At 53.2% G+C, this 17,754-nt stretch carries 14 protein-coding genes; 10 read left to right on the forward strand and 4 right to left on the reverse strand.

Going from position 1 to position 17,754, the window contains the following annotated elements:
• The first annotated feature begins 154 nt into the window (after window positions 1–154).
• The 8 genes from PSE_RS03710 (at window position 155) to PSE_RS03745 (ending at window position 10,005) form a co-directional block, all read left to right on the forward strand.
• Entirely contained in the window at window positions 155–1,147 is a 993-nt protein-coding gene (locus tag PSE_RS03710) for a Gfo/Idh/MocA family protein (protein WP_208998078.1), read from the forward strand.
• A 610-nt stretch (window positions 1,148–1,757) separates the two neighbouring features.
• The gene (locus tag PSE_RS03715) at window positions 1,758–2,768 is read left to right on the forward strand and encodes a BMP family protein (RefSeq protein WP_041767926.1); all 1,011 of its coding nucleotides are present in this window, start codon (window positions 1,758–1,760) and stop codon (window positions 2,766–2,768) included.
• 79 nt (window positions 2,769–2,847) lie between these two features.
• A complete protein-coding gene (locus tag PSE_RS03720; protein ID WP_014283625.1) occupies window positions 2,848–4,395 on the forward strand; it encodes an ABC transporter ATP-binding protein in 1,548 nt (515 codons plus the stop codon).
• The gene (locus PSE_RS03725) at window positions 4,392–5,483 is read left to right on the forward strand and encodes an ABC transporter permease (RefSeq protein ID WP_014283626.1); all 1,092 of its coding nucleotides are present in this window, start codon (window positions 4,392–4,394) and stop codon (window positions 5,481–5,483) included. The genes PSE_RS03720 and PSE_RS03725 overlap by 4 nt, the downstream gene beginning before the upstream one ends.
• Window positions 5,484–5,486: 3 nt before the next feature.
• On the forward strand, window positions 5,487–6,428 hold the full coding sequence (locus tag PSE_RS03730) for an ABC transporter permease (RefSeq protein ID WP_014283627.1): 942 nt from the start codon (window positions 5,487–5,489) through the stop codon (window positions 6,426–6,428).
• Between the two features lie 26 nt (window positions 6,429–6,454).
• Complete coding sequence (locus PSE_RS03735; protein ID WP_014283628.1) at window positions 6,455–7,786, forward strand: amidohydrolase family protein; 1,332 nt, start codon at window positions 6,455–6,457, stop codon at window positions 7,784–7,786.
• 154 nt (window positions 7,787–7,940) lie between these two features.
• The gene (locus tag PSE_RS03740) at window positions 7,941–8,669 is read left to right on the forward strand and encodes an MBL fold metallo-hydrolase (RefSeq protein ID WP_014283629.1); all 729 of its coding nucleotides are present in this window, start codon (window positions 7,941–7,943) and stop codon (window positions 8,667–8,669) included.
• A 136-nt stretch (window positions 8,670–8,805) separates the two neighbouring features.
• Complete coding sequence (locus PSE_RS03745) at window positions 8,806–10,005, forward strand: hypothetical protein (RefSeq protein WP_014283630.1); 1,200 nt, start codon at window positions 8,806–8,808, stop codon at window positions 10,003–10,005.
• Here the strand turns inward: PSE_RS03745 and PSE_RS03750 are convergent.
• On the reverse strand, window positions 10,002–11,156 hold the full coding sequence (locus PSE_RS03750) for a nitroreductase family protein (protein WP_158309178.1): 1,155 nt from the start codon (window positions 11,154–11,156) through the stop codon (window positions 10,002–10,004). The genes PSE_RS03745 and PSE_RS03750 overlap by 4 nt on opposite strands.
• Window positions 11,157–11,272: 116 nt before the next feature.
• On the reverse strand, window positions 11,273–12,259 hold the full coding sequence (locus PSE_RS03755; RefSeq protein ID WP_014283632.1) for a nucleoside recognition protein: 987 nt from the start codon (window positions 12,257–12,259) through the stop codon (window positions 11,273–11,275).
• Between the two features lie 359 nt (window positions 12,260–12,618).
• Between PSE_RS03755 and PSE_RS03760 the strand changes: the two genes are divergently transcribed.
• Window positions 12,619–13,221, forward strand: coding sequence for a hypothetical protein (locus PSE_RS03760; protein WP_041767927.1), 603 nt, complete (start codon window positions 12,619–12,621; stop codon window positions 13,219–13,221).
• A gap of 26 nt (window positions 13,222–13,247) precedes the next feature.
• Here PSE_RS03760 and PSE_RS03765 read toward each other — a convergent pair whose 3' ends face one another.
• Entirely contained in the window at window positions 13,248–13,553 is a 306-nt protein-coding gene (locus PSE_RS03765) for an NIPSNAP family protein (protein WP_041768863.1), read from the reverse strand.
• A 253-nt stretch (window positions 13,554–13,806) separates the two neighbouring features.
• Between PSE_RS03765 and PSE_RS03770 the strand changes: the two genes are divergently transcribed.
• Entirely contained in the window at window positions 13,807–14,595 is a 789-nt protein-coding gene (locus PSE_RS03770) for a hypothetical protein (RefSeq protein WP_014283635.1), read from the forward strand.
• Between the two features lie 294 nt (window positions 14,596–14,889).
• Here the strand turns inward: PSE_RS03770 and PSE_RS03775 are convergent, their stop codons facing one another.
• The gene (locus PSE_RS03775; protein ID WP_014283636.1) at window positions 14,890–17,505 is read right to left on the reverse strand and encodes an ankyrin repeat domain-containing protein; all 2,616 of its coding nucleotides are present in this window, start codon (window positions 17,503–17,505) and stop codon (window positions 14,890–14,892) included.
• Between the last annotated feature and the right edge of the window lie 249 nt (window positions 17,506–17,754).

Here is a 17,754-nt window from a genome sequence, read left to right on the forward strand (position 1 = left end):
TAAACTCTGAGAGTTACCTGCTCTTTTATCGATAAACTTGGATAATCCATGAGCCGTCGATCTCGGGTGTTTTCTCTCTGCTGAAATATGATTAGGGTTATTTTCGGAGTCCGTCCCGTGATGTTCTCGGGATCCTGTGTTCTGGAGAAAAACAATGTCGAAACTGAACTGGGGCTTTCTGGGAACAAGCTTCATCTCGCTTACCATGGCGGATGCGGTTCAAGCGGAAGGTTCTACGCGGATTCATTCCGTTGCAGGCCGCTCAGAAGTACCTCTGAAAGTGTTCGCAGAGAAGTACGATGTTGAGCATACTTTTGATGATTTCAATGAGCTAATTGAAGACGAAGCCGTTGATATCATTTACATCGCACTCCCTAATCACATTCATCATGAGTACGTGATCAAAGCGGCCAATGCAGGCAAGGCGATCCTCTGTGAAAAGTCACTTTCCGTGGATATGGAAAAGACGGATCAGGCACTGAAAGCTGTGGCTGAAAACGGCGTGTTCTTTGTTGAAGGGCTGATGTACCTGAACCATCCGTTCGCCGCTGCTATTCGTGATGTGGTTGCCTCTGGTGAACTGGGGGAAGTCCAGTCCATCACCGCTCAGTACTGTGCTTCTATCGCTCAGTTCGTGAACCCGCACAGCAAGGGAGCATTGTATAATCTTGGTTGCTATCCAACCTCGTTGATGCACTTGCTGTTGCAGACAGCATTCCCGACCCATGTCTTTGAGAACTATAAGATCTCTGCAATGGGTCGCCGTGGTACGGATGGGAATATCTGCGAGTCTGCAGCGACCTTGAGATTGAACAACGGTGTTGTCTGTCAGCTCCACACCGCTGAAGACTACGGTCTGCATGCCGGTTTCACGGTATTGGGATCCAAAGCCAGCCTCGTGCTTGATTCCAACCCATGGCTGCCAGAAGCTGAGGGGAATAGTTTCACCGTCACCCCTTACGAAAAGCCCGGCGACACCCGCACCGTAACAGCGGAAGGCAATGCGTTCCTCTATCAGGTCAGAGCAATCCGTGAAGCGATCGAAGCTGGCAAGACCGCGCTTGAAAGCCCGGCGCCAAGCATGGACGATAGCCGTCAGATCATGCAGATCCTGACCGACTGGGAAGCCGCAACGGTGACCTCATAAGCTGAGCAAGCTCACAAAACTCGGGAAGTGCCACGGCACTTCTCTACGCCTTCGAGGCAGCCCAAAGCCATCATCCCCCACAACTATTCCCAAATTTCTCTCATGTATCTACAAGGCGTGCTTTGCTCGCTTGTTGAGCACCACACTCCAAATCCTGCATGAAATCAGAGCTCTACCTGCGTGCATTTTAAGCACCTGGAGCAATCACTGAGCGCACTGCGTTATTTTTCAATCTATGGAAAATATTGCAAAATAATATTGATTGAAATTATTTGACCGAAAAGTAAAATTTCAAGATGTTGCTTCGATTCGAGTGTTTTATCGTCACTTGGCTCAATCCACAGCTATATAGTGGTTTAATAATATTTATACGGTCGATAAATAACTGAATACCATAAGAAAAGTACTGTGTGTTCTGCATTAATTTACGTGCCGTCATGCGAAAAATACTTCTGAGGCATCTAGTCATTAGCCGCTTTGTCTCGTATACAGCCATTTTTAATGCCTTCGTCCTGGTCAGGACATTTTCACTTTCACTACGAGATAGGGCAGATTGCGGCTGCAGTCTGATCTGCAGCCCTGCACAAATTATTGATTTCAGGGGGTGTGCATGTTTGCGACACGTTTGAACGGTTTTGTGAGACGCCATGTTCTTACAGCCGTGGCTGTTTTTGCGGCCGTAATCACGGTTTATTCTCCGGCAAAAGTTTTGGCTGCTGAACCTCTCAAGGTCGCAGCGATTTACACCGTTCCTGTTGAGCAGCAATGGGTTGGCCGTATTCACAAGGCCCTCAACGCAGCTGCAGAACGCGGTGACATCACCTATGTTTACTCCGAAAACACAGCCAACACAGACTATGAACGCGTCATGCGTGAATACGCGGAAGCGGGCCACCAGCTCATCGTCGGCGAAGCATTCGCAGTAGAACGCGCAGCGCGCAATGTAGCAGCTGAATACCCTGAAACAGCCTTCCTCATGGGCTCTTCCTTCCCGGCTGCTGAGCCAAACTTCGCCGTGTTTGACAACTTCATCCACGAGCCATCCTACCTCTCCGGTATGATCGCAGGCGCGAAGTCCAAGTCTGGCAAAATCGGCATGATCGGTGGCTTCGCTATTCCGGAAGTCAACCGCCTCATGCACGCATTCATGAATGGTGCTAAGGCAACCAATCCTGACGTGACCTTCACCGTCAACTTCATCAACTCCTGGTACGACCCGCCAAAAGCAAAAGAAACTGCTTACGCGATGATCGATGCTGGTGCTGATGTTTTGTATGCAGAACGCTTCGGCGTATCTGATGCGGCGATGGAAAAAGGCATCTTTGCAATTGGCAATGTCATTGACACCGCTGCTGACTATCCAAACACCATCCTTGCCTCTGCCATCTGGCATATGGAGCCAACCGTTGATGCAGCGATCACAGCTGTAAAGGCGAATAACTTCAAGGCTGAAGACTACGGCAAGTACTCCTTCATGGGTCATGGCGGTGGTTCGCTGGTGGTTGATGAAGCGCTGGTGGATGCGGACCTGCTGGGCAAGGTCAAAGCTGTCGAAGCGAGCATTCTGGATGGGTCTTTCACCGTTGAAATCAACGACGAAGAACCAAAGTCCTCCAATTAACGCAGGTCGGGCCGGGGGATAACCCGGCTCGTCTTTTCCGCCTGCCGCGCGCATAACCTCTTCAGTCTAAGGGTATCCCATGCCAGAAACTAAGAGTGAGCATCCGCTTCTATCTCTTCAAAACATAACCAAGATCTTTGGTGATCTGGTTGCCAACGGCAACGTCAATCTAGACCTGCATGCAGGGGAAATAGTTGCGTTGCTGGGTGAGAACGGAGCGGGCAAAACCACGCTCATGAATATCCTGTTCGGTCATTATGTGGCTGATGAAGGACGTGTCATGGTACGCCACTCCTCTGGTATTCTGGTAGATCTGGAGCCCGGCGCCCCTCAGGCAGCCCTTGAAGCGGGGATAGGTATGGTTCACCAGCACTTCACGCTGGCTGAGAACCTGACGGGTCTTGAGAACATCGTTCTGGGCACGGAGAGCCTGTTTGCACGCCGCTTCAGCCGCTCCAAAGCGCGGGCAAAACTGCAGGAGCTGATGCAGAGTTCCGGCCTCGAAGTCGATCTGGATCTGCGCGTTTCAAAGTTGGCAGTTGGGGAAAGACAGCGCGTTGAAATCCTCAAAGCGCTCTACCGCGATGCCCGCATTCTGGTGTTAGACGAACCCACTGCGGTTCTCACGCCACAGGAATCCGATAGTCTTTTCAAAACCCTGAAGCTGCTCGCCGCTAAAGGCATGGCAATTATCTTCATCTCCCACAAGATGGCAGAGGTGCTGGGCGCGTCTGATCGTGTTGCGGTGTTGAGAGGGGGTAAGATTGTTGCAGACCTGCCGACATCGCAGTGTGATCGCCATCAACTAGCTGAGGTAATGGTCGGGCATTCAGTCCAAACCGCAGAACGCAAACCCGGCTATCCGGAAGACGAAACGCTGATTTTTGCTGGTGTCAGCGCCGGTGAGGGCCGCGAGCAGATCGAAAACGTCAATCTCGCCCTCCGAAAAGGGGAGATCATCGGCCTGGCAGGTGTCTCTGGCAACGGCCAAAGCACGCTTGCAAAGGTCATCTCCGGGTTGGAAACGCCAACCGCTGGCCATGTCCAGCTCAATGGCAAACCGCTCAAGGCCAGCGCAGCCGCTGCAATCAAATCCGGCGTAGCCCGCATCCCGGAAGACCGCCACCACGACGGTATCGTAGGTGCCATGTCGGTGGAGGAAAACCTCGTGCTGGAAGAAATCCGCAAGCCTGCCTACCAGCGCTTCGGCCTTCTCCGCTTCAACGAAATTCGCAAGCGTGCTCAGGAGGCTATCAAGGCCTATGACATCCGCTGCTCCGGCCCGCTTGCCGTCTCCCGCCTGCTTTCCGGCGGGAACATCCAAAAGATCGTCCTCGCCAGAACACTGGATCAGCAACCCGATATTGTCCTTGCCGCACAGCCGTCACGAGGGCTGGATGTAGGCGCAACAGCTGACGTGCACCGCCGCCTTCAGGAGGCGCGGGACAGAGGCGCTGGCGTCCTTCTCATCTCTGAGGATCTGGACGAACTTTTCCAGTTATCCGACAGGATCGCCGTGATCCATCGCGGGCATATCTCTGAGCCAGTGGAGACAGAAAAGCTGGATAAGAAACAGGTTGGCCTGATGATGGCAGGACATTCCGCAAAAGGGGAACAAGCAGCATGATCCGGTTTGAACCTCGCAGCAATGTCTCTTCTCTTTTTGCATTGGCCCTGCCGATTGTCGCTGGAATCACCGCACTCGCGCTCGCGGCGATCCCCATTGCGGCGGCAGGGGGAGAAGTTTTCGCCGCCTACGGGCATATCTTTAAGGGGGCATTCGGCTCCAAGTTCGCATTATCTGAGCTTCTGGCCCGTGCCACCCCGCTCATATTCACCGGCCTTGCCGTCAGTGTGGCCTTCAGAGCCAAGCTCTGGAACATTGGTGCAGAAGGTCAGCTCTATGTGGGCGCGCTTGCCGCCGTGGCAGTTGGTTCCGGTGCCATCTCAGCCCCTGCCTACATCATGATCCCGCTGATCATGCTGGCGGGTATGATTGCGGGCGGCACACTGATGCTCGTCCCAACACTGCTGAAAACGAAGCTAGGAGCAGATGAAGTCGTCACCACCTTGTTGCTCAACTTCGTGGTTCTGCTGTTTGTGCAGATGATGCTGGAAGGCCCGATGAAAGACCCAATGGGCATGGGCTGGCCGCAGTCAGAACCAATGACCAGCGCCGCCACACTGCCCAAAATGTTCCCTCGCATGCGCATCCACTGGGGCCTTGTCATCGCTCTGGTTTCCGCGCTTGTAATCTACATCATGATGAAGCGCAGCGTTTGGGGTTTTGAAATCCGCGCAACGGGTGAAAACGTCTCTGCCGCAAAACACGCAGGCATTCCAGTCACCTCCACCTTCATCAAGGTGGGTTTGATCTCCGGTGCGCTCGCGGGCCTTGCCGGTGTAAGCGAGGTTGCTGGCCTCAAGGGCTATCTGACCTCCGATATCTCTCCGGGCTTCGGTTACACAGGTGTCGTGGTCGCCATGTTGGCAGGCTTGTCACCTGTTGGCGTGGTCATTGCCGCCGTGTTCATCGCAGCCGTTTTTGTAGGGGCAGACAGCATGAGCCGCGCCATGGGCGTTTCCAGCTACATTGCTGATCTCGTGGTCGCTATGTCTCTGATCTGTGTGCTGATCTCCAGCCTCTTCGTGCGCTTCAAAATCCGCTTTGTGCAGCCGAAGAAGACACCACTTGCAGCCAAAGGGGAGGCATAAGCCATGGAATATATTGATATTCTTCTCTCCGCCAACTTCTGGGCTGCTGCCATCCGCATCGCCACTCCGCTTATCTTCGGTGTGCTCGGCGCGTTGGTCTGTGAGCGGGCAGGGGTGCTGAACCTCGGTATTGAGGGCATCTTCGTGGTTGGGGCCATGTGCGGCTGGATGGCCGTTTGGCTCGGCGCTGGCCTTTGGGGCGGTGTTCTCATCGCAGCACTGGCAGGTGCGTTCTTTGGTCTGCTCCACGGCATCCTTACGGTGCCTCTGGGTCTGTCGCAGCACGTCTCAGGCCTCGGCATAACCATGTTTGCCACCTCGGTCAGCTATTTCACCTATCGCACAGCGCTGCCAAAAGTCTCCAGCCCCCCGCGGATTGAAGCGTTCCAACCGCTTGATATTCCGGTGCTGTCTGACCTGCCATTCATCGGTCCGGCTCTGTTCCAGCAAACCTCCATGACTTTTCTGGCGCTCGCCATGGTCCTGCTGGTCAGCTACGTGCTCTATCGCACCCCACTTGGCCTTGCGATCCGGGCTGTGGGCGACAATCCATCCGCTGTTGAAGCGCAGGGCTTGTCGGTCTTCGCACTGCGTATCGGCGCAATCATGGCAGGGTCTGCGCTCATGGCACTGGGCGGCGCTTTCCTCACCATGTCCGCCTTCGATGCCTTCTTCTTCGGCATGATCAACGGACGCGGCTGGATCTGCATTGCCCTGGTGGTGTTTGCAAGCTGGAGGCCGGGTAAAGCTCTACTGGGGGCTCTGCTGTTTGGAGCTTTCGATGCCTTCCAGATCCGCCTGCAAAATGAGGTTGGCGCGGTGATCCCGTCTCAGGTCTTCCTGATGATCCCGTACCTGCTTTCCATCGTAGCGCTGGTGCTTGTGGCCCGCAAAGCAGATTACCCACGCGCACTGCTGCAACCGTACTTCCGTGGTCAGCGTTAAGCTAATAAGTAAGAAAGGCAACACTCATGTCTCTGGATTTACTCGTAAAAAACGCAGTCCTGACCACTGGCGAAACAGGCGTCGATATTGCAGTCAAAACTGGCAAAATCACCGCGATTGAAAAAGGCATCACCGCAGAAGCAGAACGCGTGATCGATGCTCAGGGGCAGCTGGTTTCAGCACCATTCGTTGATCCTCACTTCCATATGGATGCCACCCTTTCCCTTGGTCTGCCAAGAATGAACGAAAGCGGCACGCTACTGGAAGGCATCAGCCTTTGGGGAGAGTTGAAGCCACTGCTCACCATTGATGCGGTTGTTGAGCGGGCTCTGCGTTATTGCGACCTGGCAGTCTCTCAAGGCTTGCTGGCTATCAGAACCCACGTGGATGTCTGTGATGATCGTCTGTTGGGTGTGGAAGCCCTGCTGGATGTGAAGCAACGCATTGCGCCCTATATCGATTTGCAGCTGGTCGCCTTCCCGCAAGATGGTTTCTACCGCTCTCCAACTGCTGAGAACAACCTGCTCCGTGCTCTGGATATGGGCGTGGATGTGGTCGGCGGCATCCCACACTTTGAACGCACCATGGAAGACGGCGCCCGCTCAGTGAAGGCTCTCATGGAGATCGCAGCCAAGCGCGGCCTGCAGGTGGACATGCACTGCGATGAATCCGACGACCCACTCTCCCGTCACATTGAGACGCTGGCTTACGAGACCCAGCGCTTAGGGCTACAGGGTAGGGTGACTGGATCACACCTCACTTCTATGCATTCCATGGATAACTACTACGTTTCTAAGCTGCTGCCTCTAATGGCAGAAGCGGAAGTCTGTGCCATCGCCAACCCACTGATCAACATCATGCTTCAGGGCCGCCACGACACCTATCCAAAACGCCGTGGCCAGACCCGCGTGCGCGAGATGCGGGAGTACGGCATCACCGTCGGCTTTGGTCATGATTGCGTGATGGACCCATGGTACTCACTGGGCAACGCCGACATGCTGGAAGTCGCAGGCATGGGCCTCCATGTAGGCCAGCTCTCCAGCCGTGATGACATTCGCTACTGCTATGAGGCCGTCACCACCAACTCCGCAAAGATCATGGGGCTGGAAGGCTACGGCGTCAAAGTCGGCGGTAATGCCGACTTCGTGCTGCTGCAGGCAGAAGACGCAATCGAAGCCATCCGCATGAAGGCCACCCGCCTCGCTGTGATCCGCCGCGGCAAGGTCATCGCCGAAACCGCCCCGCGCATCACAAACCTCTCTCTGGAAGGCCGCCCAAAAACTGTGAATGCCGCGGATTACTCTCCAAACCGCACCACCCAAAACGGGGACAACACCCGCCAAACCACCCTTGCGTGATAATGTGCGTTCATTTGCGTTCTTTACGTTTTTCCTGCGTTCCTTCGTCCCGCAGCACTCTGCGGGGCGGAAAACTCCCACCAAAATAAGTTATCCCCCTCCGTGCCACAGCTGGTTATGATGAACTTCTCTGATCAAGCAGGAGGGATGAGCAGTGGAACGCATTCCGGCGGAGAAGTGGTATCGCACCACGAAACTGGCAGATGACATTACGCTGATTGAAGAGCCCTACATTAAGCAGTTCTACCGCTGCAACATCTGGCATGTGCGTGGTCGCCATAAGGACCTGCTGGTGGACAGCGGTATGGGCGTTGTCAGCCTGCGCGAGCATGTGGCACTGACCTCAGAGAAGTCCGTGATGGCCGTCGCCAGCCACACTCATTTTGACCACATCGGCTGCCAACACGAGTTCCCGAACCGTCTGGTCCATAAGGCCGAGGCTGATCTGCTCGCCCACCCAACACGCCAGAACACGCTGGTCGAAGGATGTGTCGCGGATGATATCTTCGACGCCCTCCCGCCAGAACCCTACAAGTCTTCCGCATACGCTGTCGAACCGGCACCAGCCAGTCACCTGCTGGAAGACGGTGAAGTGCTCTCCACCGGTGATCGCCATTTTGAGGTCATCCATACGCCCGGCCACTCACCGGGCGGCATCGCTTTGTGGGAGAAGGCAACCAAGACCCTGATCGCAGGAGATATCGTTTACGACGGGCCGCTGGTGACAGACTGCTACCACTCCAACATGGCAGACTACATCGCCAGTATGAAGCGCTTGGCTGACCTCCCGGTCCGCACTGTCCACGGTGGGCACTTCCCCAGCTTCGACGGCAAACGCCTGCACGAGATCATAGATGCCTTCCTGAAGGAGCACGACAAATAACGCTAACTGCGTATTTTCACCTATGAAATCCAGTCGTTTCCTGTGACGGTCAGAACAGTCATCCGCAAAACCATTGCCTACTCTGAAAGGCGGGAGGGCAGGTTGCCCGGGCCGCTGACACCATGGGAGTTGGACAATGACAGCGATTGGTTTGAACAGTTTCGTCTCTGCCGCACACAGCATTCCGCAGGATGGCAAGCTCACGATTGCTGAAGGGCAGGTGAAGGCCCACTCCAGCACTGCAATCGCAGGCAGGCTCGTCACCTGGGTCAAACAGCAAGCGGCAGGAGAAGCCCAGAAGCAGGAAGATCAGGGCGCCTTCCGTCTGGCACTCACCAACCACTATGGCAAAACGCTGGGCGATAAAGCCTATGAAGCAGCATGCAGAGCGTGCGGTCAAAATGACGGCAACAGCCACAGCCTGACGGCCAAACAGGTGCTGGAAGGCGTCACTTTTGCAGAGCGCCGGGTGCTGAGCGATGAAAGCTCCGCAGCACGCAACAAAGCGCTCTCTGATGATGTAAAGCGTAACCCGATCAACGGATTGGTGCAGAACAAACAGCATCAGACCATTCCATCTGTCCAAAGCGAGATCATTGAGACTCCGGAGAGCAACACCGAACTCTTCGCCGCTCGCGCCGATAGCAAGTACACAGAGCGAAACCCCTTCCATGTGGAACGGGAACTGATGGCCCGCCTGAGCACGGAGATCGCAAAGAAATACGATCCTCTCATCGCAGAGGAAGCCACCTCCAAAGCATGGAGCAAAGAACTTCTGCAAGGCATCTACCGCGATGTGCTGCGCGATCAACGCCCTGTGGAGGAGGGAGAGGCTCTGAAAATTTCAGAGGTGCCTCATCCGATGAAGATCGCGGTTGAACGGTTCGAAAAGCAGGTCTGGAACTATGCCGAGCAAAACTTCCTGCGTTCCTTGCCAGAAAATGCAGAGGATGCCATCCACGACCTGTCTCGGCAATTGACCTGGCAGAACTTCCCCGCGCTGGCTGAGCAACATGGCGTGACGGGCGTCAGTTGGGCAAGCGATGCAACCGCGCCGTTCTTCACCGCCAACATCCCTCAGATCCGTGACCATGCCATCCAGCGTCTGGTTGACAACCGGGAGGATCAGGCGTTCCTCAACTCAGTCACCGTGGAAAGCTTTGGCGACATCATCAAGGAGGCCCTGTTTGAGCAGGCCCGTCTGGACAAGGTTGACAGCGATGCCGCCGCTCTGGAGCTCGTGCATAGCGAGCCAGAAGCTCCGCTCAAACCGATCCTGAAGTCATCAGGGCCATCCTCTGAGACTGCTCTGAAAAAGACGGTACGCTGGGTTTAAGGGGCCTCCTTCGGCACCCATGAGATGATATAGCGCGGCAGATCCGGAAACGGCTCTTTGCCGCGCATCTCTGGCGCAAGCTGCTCAAAGCGCCCCACCTTGCCAAGCGCCTCACACCCGCATTCCCAGTTCGCCAACCAGATCCCCAGCGCCACCATGGCGTAGTACCGTGAATGCGTTGCTGCACAAAAATCCACCCGCTGTATCTTCGCATTCTCAGCCAACACAACAGCACGCGTTGGCTGCGCGTTGTAGGAAGATGGCGACCACTGACACACCTCATAGCATCGCCCAAACGCCCGATAGGGCCGTGCGTTCGTGTTCAGCGGCTTGGCAAAAACAGTGTCCGCATAAAACAGCTCCTGCACATCCAACCGATGCCGCTGTGTTTTCAGGATGAGGCGGATGGCCAGAGGAATGTAACGGGAGCGATACCCAAATGCACAAACGCAGATGATGTGGTCCTTCTCAGGATCAAACCGCGCACCCAGATGCTTGATGATGCTCTTATGGTCAGCCCCCGGCCCAATCCAGCACGTTGCCAGCCCTTGTCGTGTGGCTTCAATCACCACTTTCTGTAAACTGCGCCCCACATCCACCACGGCCATCTCGTGATACTCACGCGGTGCAATGGCCACCAGAAACTCCCGCGTCCCAACCGCAGGCCAGACCACCAGCGGATTGTCGACATACTCAAAACGAATAGGGGAGGAGCTCAGACAGTTCTCCGGCCTGCTGTTCTGCTCTGCCAGAGAAAGCACCATCTGCCGATGCTCTTCGCTCATCAACCGCTTCTGAAAAGACCGGCACGAAACCCGCGCCCGCATCACCTCAAACGCATCCAGATGCGCAAGGCTGGTCGGCAGTGGCTCTTCTGGATGATAGCCATATCGAACCGTCGCCACATCGAAGATCAGATTGAGAAACAACAGCGCTGCAAGAACAAGCGGCAGATCCACCAGCACAAACGGCCAGCACCCAATCAGTGCTCCAAGTCCTGCGAGCACCAGCAACAGCAGTACGACCACCAGATTGGGCAGGTACTGCAGCCAGCTGGTCCATTGCAGCCACATCTTCACCCGCCACCACCACCGGGATTCAAACCAGGCCTCATTGGGTGTGCGCTTTTCTTGAGGAGGCATTTCGCTCATGCACGTGTTTCCGCATTCAGGCCAGACCATGCCAGCCCAGCTCACTGCGAAACATCTTAAGCGAGCCATGTTCCTGAAACGTAACTACACCTCAGGAACAGAAAGAAGGGAGGAGATCAGCCAACCGCCTTGGCTGTTTTAGCAGGGCGATAGAGGAACCGGTTGAAGGCATCTTCTGGCATCATCTGAATCAGACGACCAATCAACGCCATCGCCGCAACGCAGAACACAAAACGTCCAACCAGTGCACCAGACCAGTGTGCGCCAAACGCCATCATCACCAGCGGATCTTCAATCAAGCCGTGACAGATGCCCATGAAGGAGAGAGACAGCACCACATCGCGCGATGAAAGCTTACCTTCCTGCGCTTCTTTGATGATGAGGCCACCACCATAGGAAAGCCCAAGCAAAACACCCACCATGGTGATTGGCGTCGCTGCCTTGCTGATGCCCATGATGCGCAGCAAAGGTGAAAGCAGCCACCCAAGCAGATCCGTCACCTTCAACAGCTCCAGCAGTTTCAGGAAGAGGATCAGCCCCAGAATGATCCAGAACATGCTGAAGAGCAGGGAGGCACTGGAGTAGCTCCACTCCAGCCAGGTCTCTTCAATGGTTGGCGTATAAGGCAGCCAAGAAAGCTCAATCGGCTGCTGGAGCCAACCACCTGCGGAATAAAACAGATTCAGCACCATGCCGTAGGCAATGCCCACCACAAACCGCAGACCGGAGGAAAAAATAAAGCTGATCCCAGCACGGCGGGAAATGCTCTGTTCCAGCGGCAGGGCATGGGCGATCAAAACAACGGAAAGCAACACCGTCACATCAGCCACGCTCAGCGCTACCAGCGGCAAAATGCTGATCATCACGGCCACAGCGGAGTAAGTGCCCACCAACAAACCAACGGCCAGCACAAGACCGGTTGCAGCCGGCAATCCCATCAGGCCCATCAGTGGTTCCAGTGCCACGCCCAGATAATCAACCAGCCCAAACTCCATGCCAATGCGCACGAAGATCATCACCGGAACCATGGTCTTGACCATAATCCAGAACAAGCCGACGGAGTCTTTCGCAATCTTCTGACTGGCGGCGATAAAGCTATTCATTTTGACAAACCAAATCTGCGCGTGCGCTTTGTGTTGCTCAAAGCGCTTTAAGGAATGGGGATGGGAAAATCAAAAGGGGCAGGCCCTTGCTGTAATGCCCTGCAAAACTACTAGGATATTTCAGGTTTTGAGGAAATAGTATTTTACTCAACCCTCCCACTTTAAATTCTCAAAGGAATGAGTGTGCGTGGCTGAAGATCTTCGAAGACCTTGATGCCGCGACAGGAGTAAACGCGCGCATCGCACCGCTTGCTTTTGTCATCTTCGGTTCTGTTTTGCTTAACTAACGGAAGACCTCTTTCTTTTGGGCCTGCTTGTTTTGCATTAGCGTTTTATCAGAGCAAAAACAGGTGACAGAAATGGCCGGAAAAACCCTGAAAACCTTCAAGAACCTCGCTGAATTTCGCAGTGGTTTCTCTGATCTGAAGCAGAAGATGGACCACAAACACAGTATTAGCCGGGTGGACATAACCAACTTCGACAAAGAGCTGGGCAGCAAGACCTTCCTCGACAAAAAGTACGAAGCAGCTGTCGAAGATTCACCGAAGGTCTCCAAGGTTTCAGAAGCACACGGTAAGCTCACGCGCCTCAAAAACTCTCTGGAACGCGAAAGCAGCGGTTTTGATGATCTCGACAAGCTCTACAACAAGCTGGTCGCCCAGATGAATGAAGCGCGCAAGAGAAACAAGGGCGACGTTCAAAAGCTCAATAACGATCCGGACTATGAAGCCGCTGAACAAAACCTGCTAAAGCTGGCCCCTCATTGGAAAAAAGCCAGCAAAAAGCGGGATGACTTCCGAAAAGCCGAACGCGAACTCGCCGCCCTCGACAAAAAGCTCACGGAAATCAAAGCGGAAGCCTCAAAGAAATGCCCGATAGAGGTTAAACGAGACGCCAAAAAACTCCAGTTGCTCATCGCTGGCGATAAGATCGTCGAGTACGCGATGAAGTTTACCAAGTAGCTTCGCCTCTGGCGCCACTCGCTGAGTTACTTCAGCACCGGCCGCAAAAACTGCCTGTCATAGCGGTGAATGCATTGTGTCTCTTCAGCGTAGGCAAACGCTTTCTGGCAGTCTTCATCCTCCATGCTATCCTTGCGATACTGCTCATAGGCTGCAAGGGATGGAAACGAGAACAGAGCCAGCGCCAGATCATTTGCACTTTCATGAGGCAGAAAATATCCATGATGCTGCCCGCCAAACTTCTCCACCAGCGGAATCCAAAGCTTGGCATAATGCTCAAACTCAGCAACCTTCCCTGGCTCCAACTCATAATGCACATAACAGGTAATCACAGCAGCATAGCCTTTTCGAAAATGTGAGATCACACAGAAAGAGTTAGGTGTAGTTCAGAGTGGTTACAGCAGCAAGGTTGCATCTACGGCAGATGCTCACATCATATCCACTTTTTGCGTGCTGTTTTTGCCTCCCTGACAGAGTTGTGATTGAGGTGTCAGGGCCGCTGTGATGAACAGAACAGGAGTGCTTCTGACTTAACGTTAGCCTGGTCCCATTGCAAACAGAGACCAGCAGAATGGGATGAGCACTATGACTTCAGTAAGCTTGAGTAACTTCCAGACCATCGCGACCAACACAGCCTCTTCTCAAAAGCTGACAGTCGAAGGCGGAGATGTACTCCCCCGTCTGGCAAGCACGTCAGTTAAGGGGCGGTTTGTGTCCTGGCTTGCTCTGCAGGGCAACCTAGATTCTCAAAAAGCAGCAGATCAGGGAGCGTTCCGGACTGCCCTTCAGGACAAATATGGTGCAACCCTTGGAACACAGGCCTACGAAAAGGCCTGTAACGCCTGCGGTTTCACTGCTGGCCAAAACCATAGCCTGACATCAAGGCAGGTCATAACCGGTGTTCATTATGCAGATGAAAAGTTGAACAGCGATCCACTCGCCGTGTTAATTTCCGAGCACGAAGTGACAGCTGCAAAATATGCAGCGTCCAGTTCTAACGGCACTGGGCTAGATGAGGACACGGCCGCGTTTGTTGCAAAAGTCGACGCGAAAGCAGCAGTACCAGAAAACCATGATATAGCCTCTGTGCTTCCGGAAAACTTGCTGACAGGAAACTTCTCTGTCCCTGACAATGAGATCAGACAGGCCGCCGTGGATACCCTCGATGTGATCACCCAGTTTATCTCAGAAAAGTACACGCCTGAGATTGCAGAGACCGTGGAAGGCCGAATTGTGGAAGCAGGATTGTTTGATGAGCTTCTTGCTGAACAGGTTGATCCAAACAACAGCGTTCAACTGCGCGAGACCATTAGCATCTTCATTGATGCAATCTGGGAAGAAGCGCAAAGAGTTCACATTGAGACGCTCCTGTAATTGATCAGGAGCCGCGCCGAACCTTAGTCGTCGGCCTTTGCTCAGCCCAAAAGCCAACAACGCAAAAAAGAAGCGCCTGCTAGGTGGGCAGGCGCTTACAAACCCCGGGCAAGGGAAAGTTTAATGATGACCGCTTCTCTCGTAGAGGCAAATCCCGCCCGCTAAACCAGAGTTCATGTTTGTCTCCGGTTATTCTCTCCCAACATGATAAATTATGGAAGTTATGCGCATGGCTGCTTGCGTGCCATTCGAAGGTTCATCTTGATGAGAACCTTCGAAATCAGCTCGTTGAGTTTAAGCCGCAGAAGCCTGACGAAGGATAGTAGCCTGTGCAAACTTACCATCCTGCTCTGCGATCTGTAGTGGGGTGAGGCCCTGACCGTTAACTTGGCTGATTTGAGCCCGCAATTCAGGTTGGTCAAGCATCCAGCTTAGTGTTTCCGGACTTAGTTTTTGCACGGCAAGATGGATGAGAGTTGCCTCACCATCAAACCGGTTGGTTTGGAGCTCAGGATACTTTGAGATCATCATCTGAGCCTGCTCATTATTGCCTTTGTTGATTTCACTCTCCAGCATGCTTGTCGCGTTATGAAGAAGCTCGCTCGTGTCCAGATTCAGGGCTGGGGAACGCGTTGCGAGCAACTCTTTCGCCATGTCAAAGCCCAGGTGCATCGAAAGCTTCATGAGATCCCCTTTGGCTGAAGTTGGTATTGTTGATGGATCAACACCTTGCTCAGTCAGAGAGCGGTAATAGCTTACTTGGGCTTGGCTGATGATTGATCGAACTTCTGGGCTAGCATTTCTCCTCGCGTAATCGACGGGATTGGTTTCGCTGGAGCTCAGCGGGAACAAGATATGACGATCAGCGTCCAGCATCGTCTGAATGAGGTCAGCACTGCCACTTTGGATTGCCATAATCATTGGCGTGTGGCCTGAACTGTTTTGAGATCTGATTTCCGATGGATACTTTGCAAGCAGATGCTGAGCAACTTTTGGACTGTCGTAGTAACACGCCACATGCAAGAGATTGCTCCCGTTAGAATCCTGATCGGCTATCTGGAACATTTCCGGATCATCTGGGAGCATTTGGATGAGTTCAATGTCGTCACTCGCAGCCGCATTGAGTATGCCATACTGCAACTGAATATTATTGACATCAAACTCAGCGCCTATTCCCAGAAGGGTTTGTACAACGTCTTTGCTGCCATCTTGGAAAGCACTGGCCAGAGCTCCATTCAGATCAATAAACTTGCTGTTTTGCTTGACGATTTCCAGCTGATCCGCAGACAAACTACCAACATAGGATGCATCATTTAATCTGGTTAAATCGACTTCGGACGAAAGGCCTTTCAAAGCTGCAAAACCGATGTCGCTGTCTTGTGCAGTTGCAGCAAACAGTTGGAACTTGTCTGTTGTGTTAGGCTGCCCTAACTGATCAATGAGCTCTTGTTTAAAGCGAGGATCAGAGTTTGCTCGCTCAAGAATAACCCCTACCAACTTCGTTGGTAACTCACTGTCTTGCTGAGTGTACAAAAGCCCTTCTTGAGTGAGCGGAGAGGCTGCGTCTTTTGTCGCCGTAATCTGGCTCGTTAGATAACTGTCAACTTCAGCATAACTGGTTGCGTTAGTAATTGCGGTTCGAGCGATCTCTAAACCTTCTTCCCCAAATGTGGAAAGGTCCAAGGTGGCTATGTGCTCAGGTTTAACGGGCTCGATGGTATCAGCTTCAGTGTTTTCCACCCAATAGAACAGCCCGGTGTGACCTTTAAGGTGGAGTTCGCCTGAAGGAGAAAGCGCGATATCGGTATCTGGTTCCACGGACTGGCTAGAGTTACCATCTGGTGTGTTGGCAGTCTTAATGCCTTCAGCAATTTCTTTCGCAACATAAAAACGGGAGTTGGTGAAATCGACATGCTCCATCTGCCACTCGTCCATGTCGCCAAACTGCTGCAGAGAGTAGGATTCCTTACCGGTGAGCGTTGCCAGTTTCTTCAGTACACCGTTATCGATGCTTCCGAAGATGTTCTCCCTTGTTTCAGGACTATCTAATTGCTCAAGTTTCACAATCCCACTTGTTGGGATGTTTAATGCATTGAGTGCCTGCTTGAGCTCGAGGTCATGTTCTTCTGCCAGATGCTCCACAATCCGTGCAGGAGACAACCGGTTCTCAACGAGTTGCTCAAACTCTTCCTTCAACTCCGGAGTGACGGCAAAGGCCACGTCATACTCATCAGGTTGAACTTCTACGCCAAACTTTTCCGCGACATGGTTTGTGTAGGCATTAACAAGATGGATTTCCCAGTCTGATGACAAATCATCATGGTGCTTTGTCGCAAACTCTGCAGCAAGGGATTGAACCAAACCTTCTCTGAGGCGCTGCAATTCGCCTGCCGCACCGGATGTTTCCAGATAGAGCGCTGTCAGAGCAATTTGAGAGTTCGCTGTAACACCGTCTGCACACGCATTAATTGTTGTCAGGAACTGATCTAGAATGAGCTCTTTTTTGTTATCGGAGATGTTTGGGCTGTCTAAAAGAGTGTCTATCTCGTGAATGTTGTCCCGCAGAGTACTGTAAGCTGTATCAAGCTTTCCTGCGTAAAAGGTTGGGTTGCCTTGTTCGACAAAGAGATTTCTTTCAAGATCTTCAATACGTTGGGAATGCTGCGAAGCCTGGCTGCCACAATACTTTTCAGCTGCAGCTTTTAGCTTTCCTGTGTCCGCAAGGTATTGAGACTTAAATGTTTCAAAGCGGCTCTGGTCAAGCTTAAGTTCCTCAGCTCCATAACCTTGAGCAGGACGAAAGCGAACGGCCTGATCATCACTTTGCGCAGAGTTCTCCTGCTGTCGATGAAATGGTTGATAAAGAGCGGGGTAATTTGCAGCGCTAGTTGCAGTAAGTGTTTGGGGCATGAGCTTCGCAACCTTCTTCTAAGAGTGAGATAACGTTAGGGGCGGTTAAGCTCTACGTGCTCAGCTAATCAGAGGTTGTGCTGGATAAGACATGTAAAGAAAATGTGAGTTCGAACCGACATTGAGAGTTCGAACCATTTTTCTCTCAGTTCCGATGTTGCCCAAAAGCCAACAAAGCAAAAAAGAAGCGCCTGCTAGGTGGGCAGGCGCTTACAAACCCCGGGCAAGGGAGAGTTTAACAATGACCGC

Origin of the sequence: Pseudovibrio sp. FO-BEG1 (assembly GCF_000236645.1) — a bacterium.
Lineage (GTDB): Bacteria > Pseudomonadota > Alphaproteobacteria > Rhizobiales > Stappiaceae > Pseudovibrio.

Bases quoted from the DNA above. Each gene is read 5' to 3' on its own strand.
- PSE_RS03735 (WP_014283628.1), top strand. From the start codon at position 6,455: ATGTCTCTGGATTTACTCGTAAAAAACGCAGTCCTGACCACTGGCGAA.
- PSE_RS03710 (WP_208998078.1), top strand. From the start codon at position 155: ATGTCGAAACTGAACTGGGGCTTTCTGGGAACAAGCTTCATCTCGCTT.
- PSE_RS03760 (WP_041767927.1), top strand. From the start codon at position 12,619: ATGGCCGGAAAAACCCTGAAAACCTTCAAGAACCTCGCTGAATTTCGC.
- PSE_RS03725 (WP_014283626.1), top strand. From the start codon at position 4,392: ATGATCCGGTTTGAACCTCGCAGCAATGTCTCTTCTCTTTTTGCATTG.
- PSE_RS03715 (WP_041767926.1), top strand. From the start codon at position 1,758: ATGTTTGCGACACGTTTGAACGGTTTTGTGAGACGCCATGTTCTTACA.
- PSE_RS03770 (WP_014283635.1), top strand. From the start codon at position 13,807: ATGACTTCAGTAAGCTTGAGTAACTTCCAGACCATCGCGACCAACACA.
- PSE_RS03720 (WP_014283625.1), top strand. From the start codon at position 2,848: ATGCCAGAAACTAAGAGTGAGCATCCGCTTCTATCTCTTCAAAACATA.
- PSE_RS03745 (WP_014283630.1), top strand. From the start codon at position 8,806: ATGACAGCGATTGGTTTGAACAGTTTCGTCTCTGCCGCACACAGCATT.
- PSE_RS03730 (WP_014283627.1), top strand. From the start codon at position 5,487: ATGGAATATATTGATATTCTTCTCTCCGCCAACTTCTGGGCTGCTGCC.
- PSE_RS03775 (WP_014283636.1), bottom strand. From the start codon at position 17,505: ATGCCCCAAACACTTACTGCAACTAGCGCTGCAAATTACCCCGCTCTT.
- PSE_RS03750 (WP_158309178.1), bottom strand. From the start codon at position 11,156: ATGAGCGAAATGCCTCCTCAAGAAAAGCGCACACCCAATGAGGCCTGG.
- PSE_RS03755 (WP_014283632.1), bottom strand. From the start codon at position 12,259: ATGAATAGCTTTATCGCCGCCAGTCAGAAGATTGCGAAAGACTCCGTC.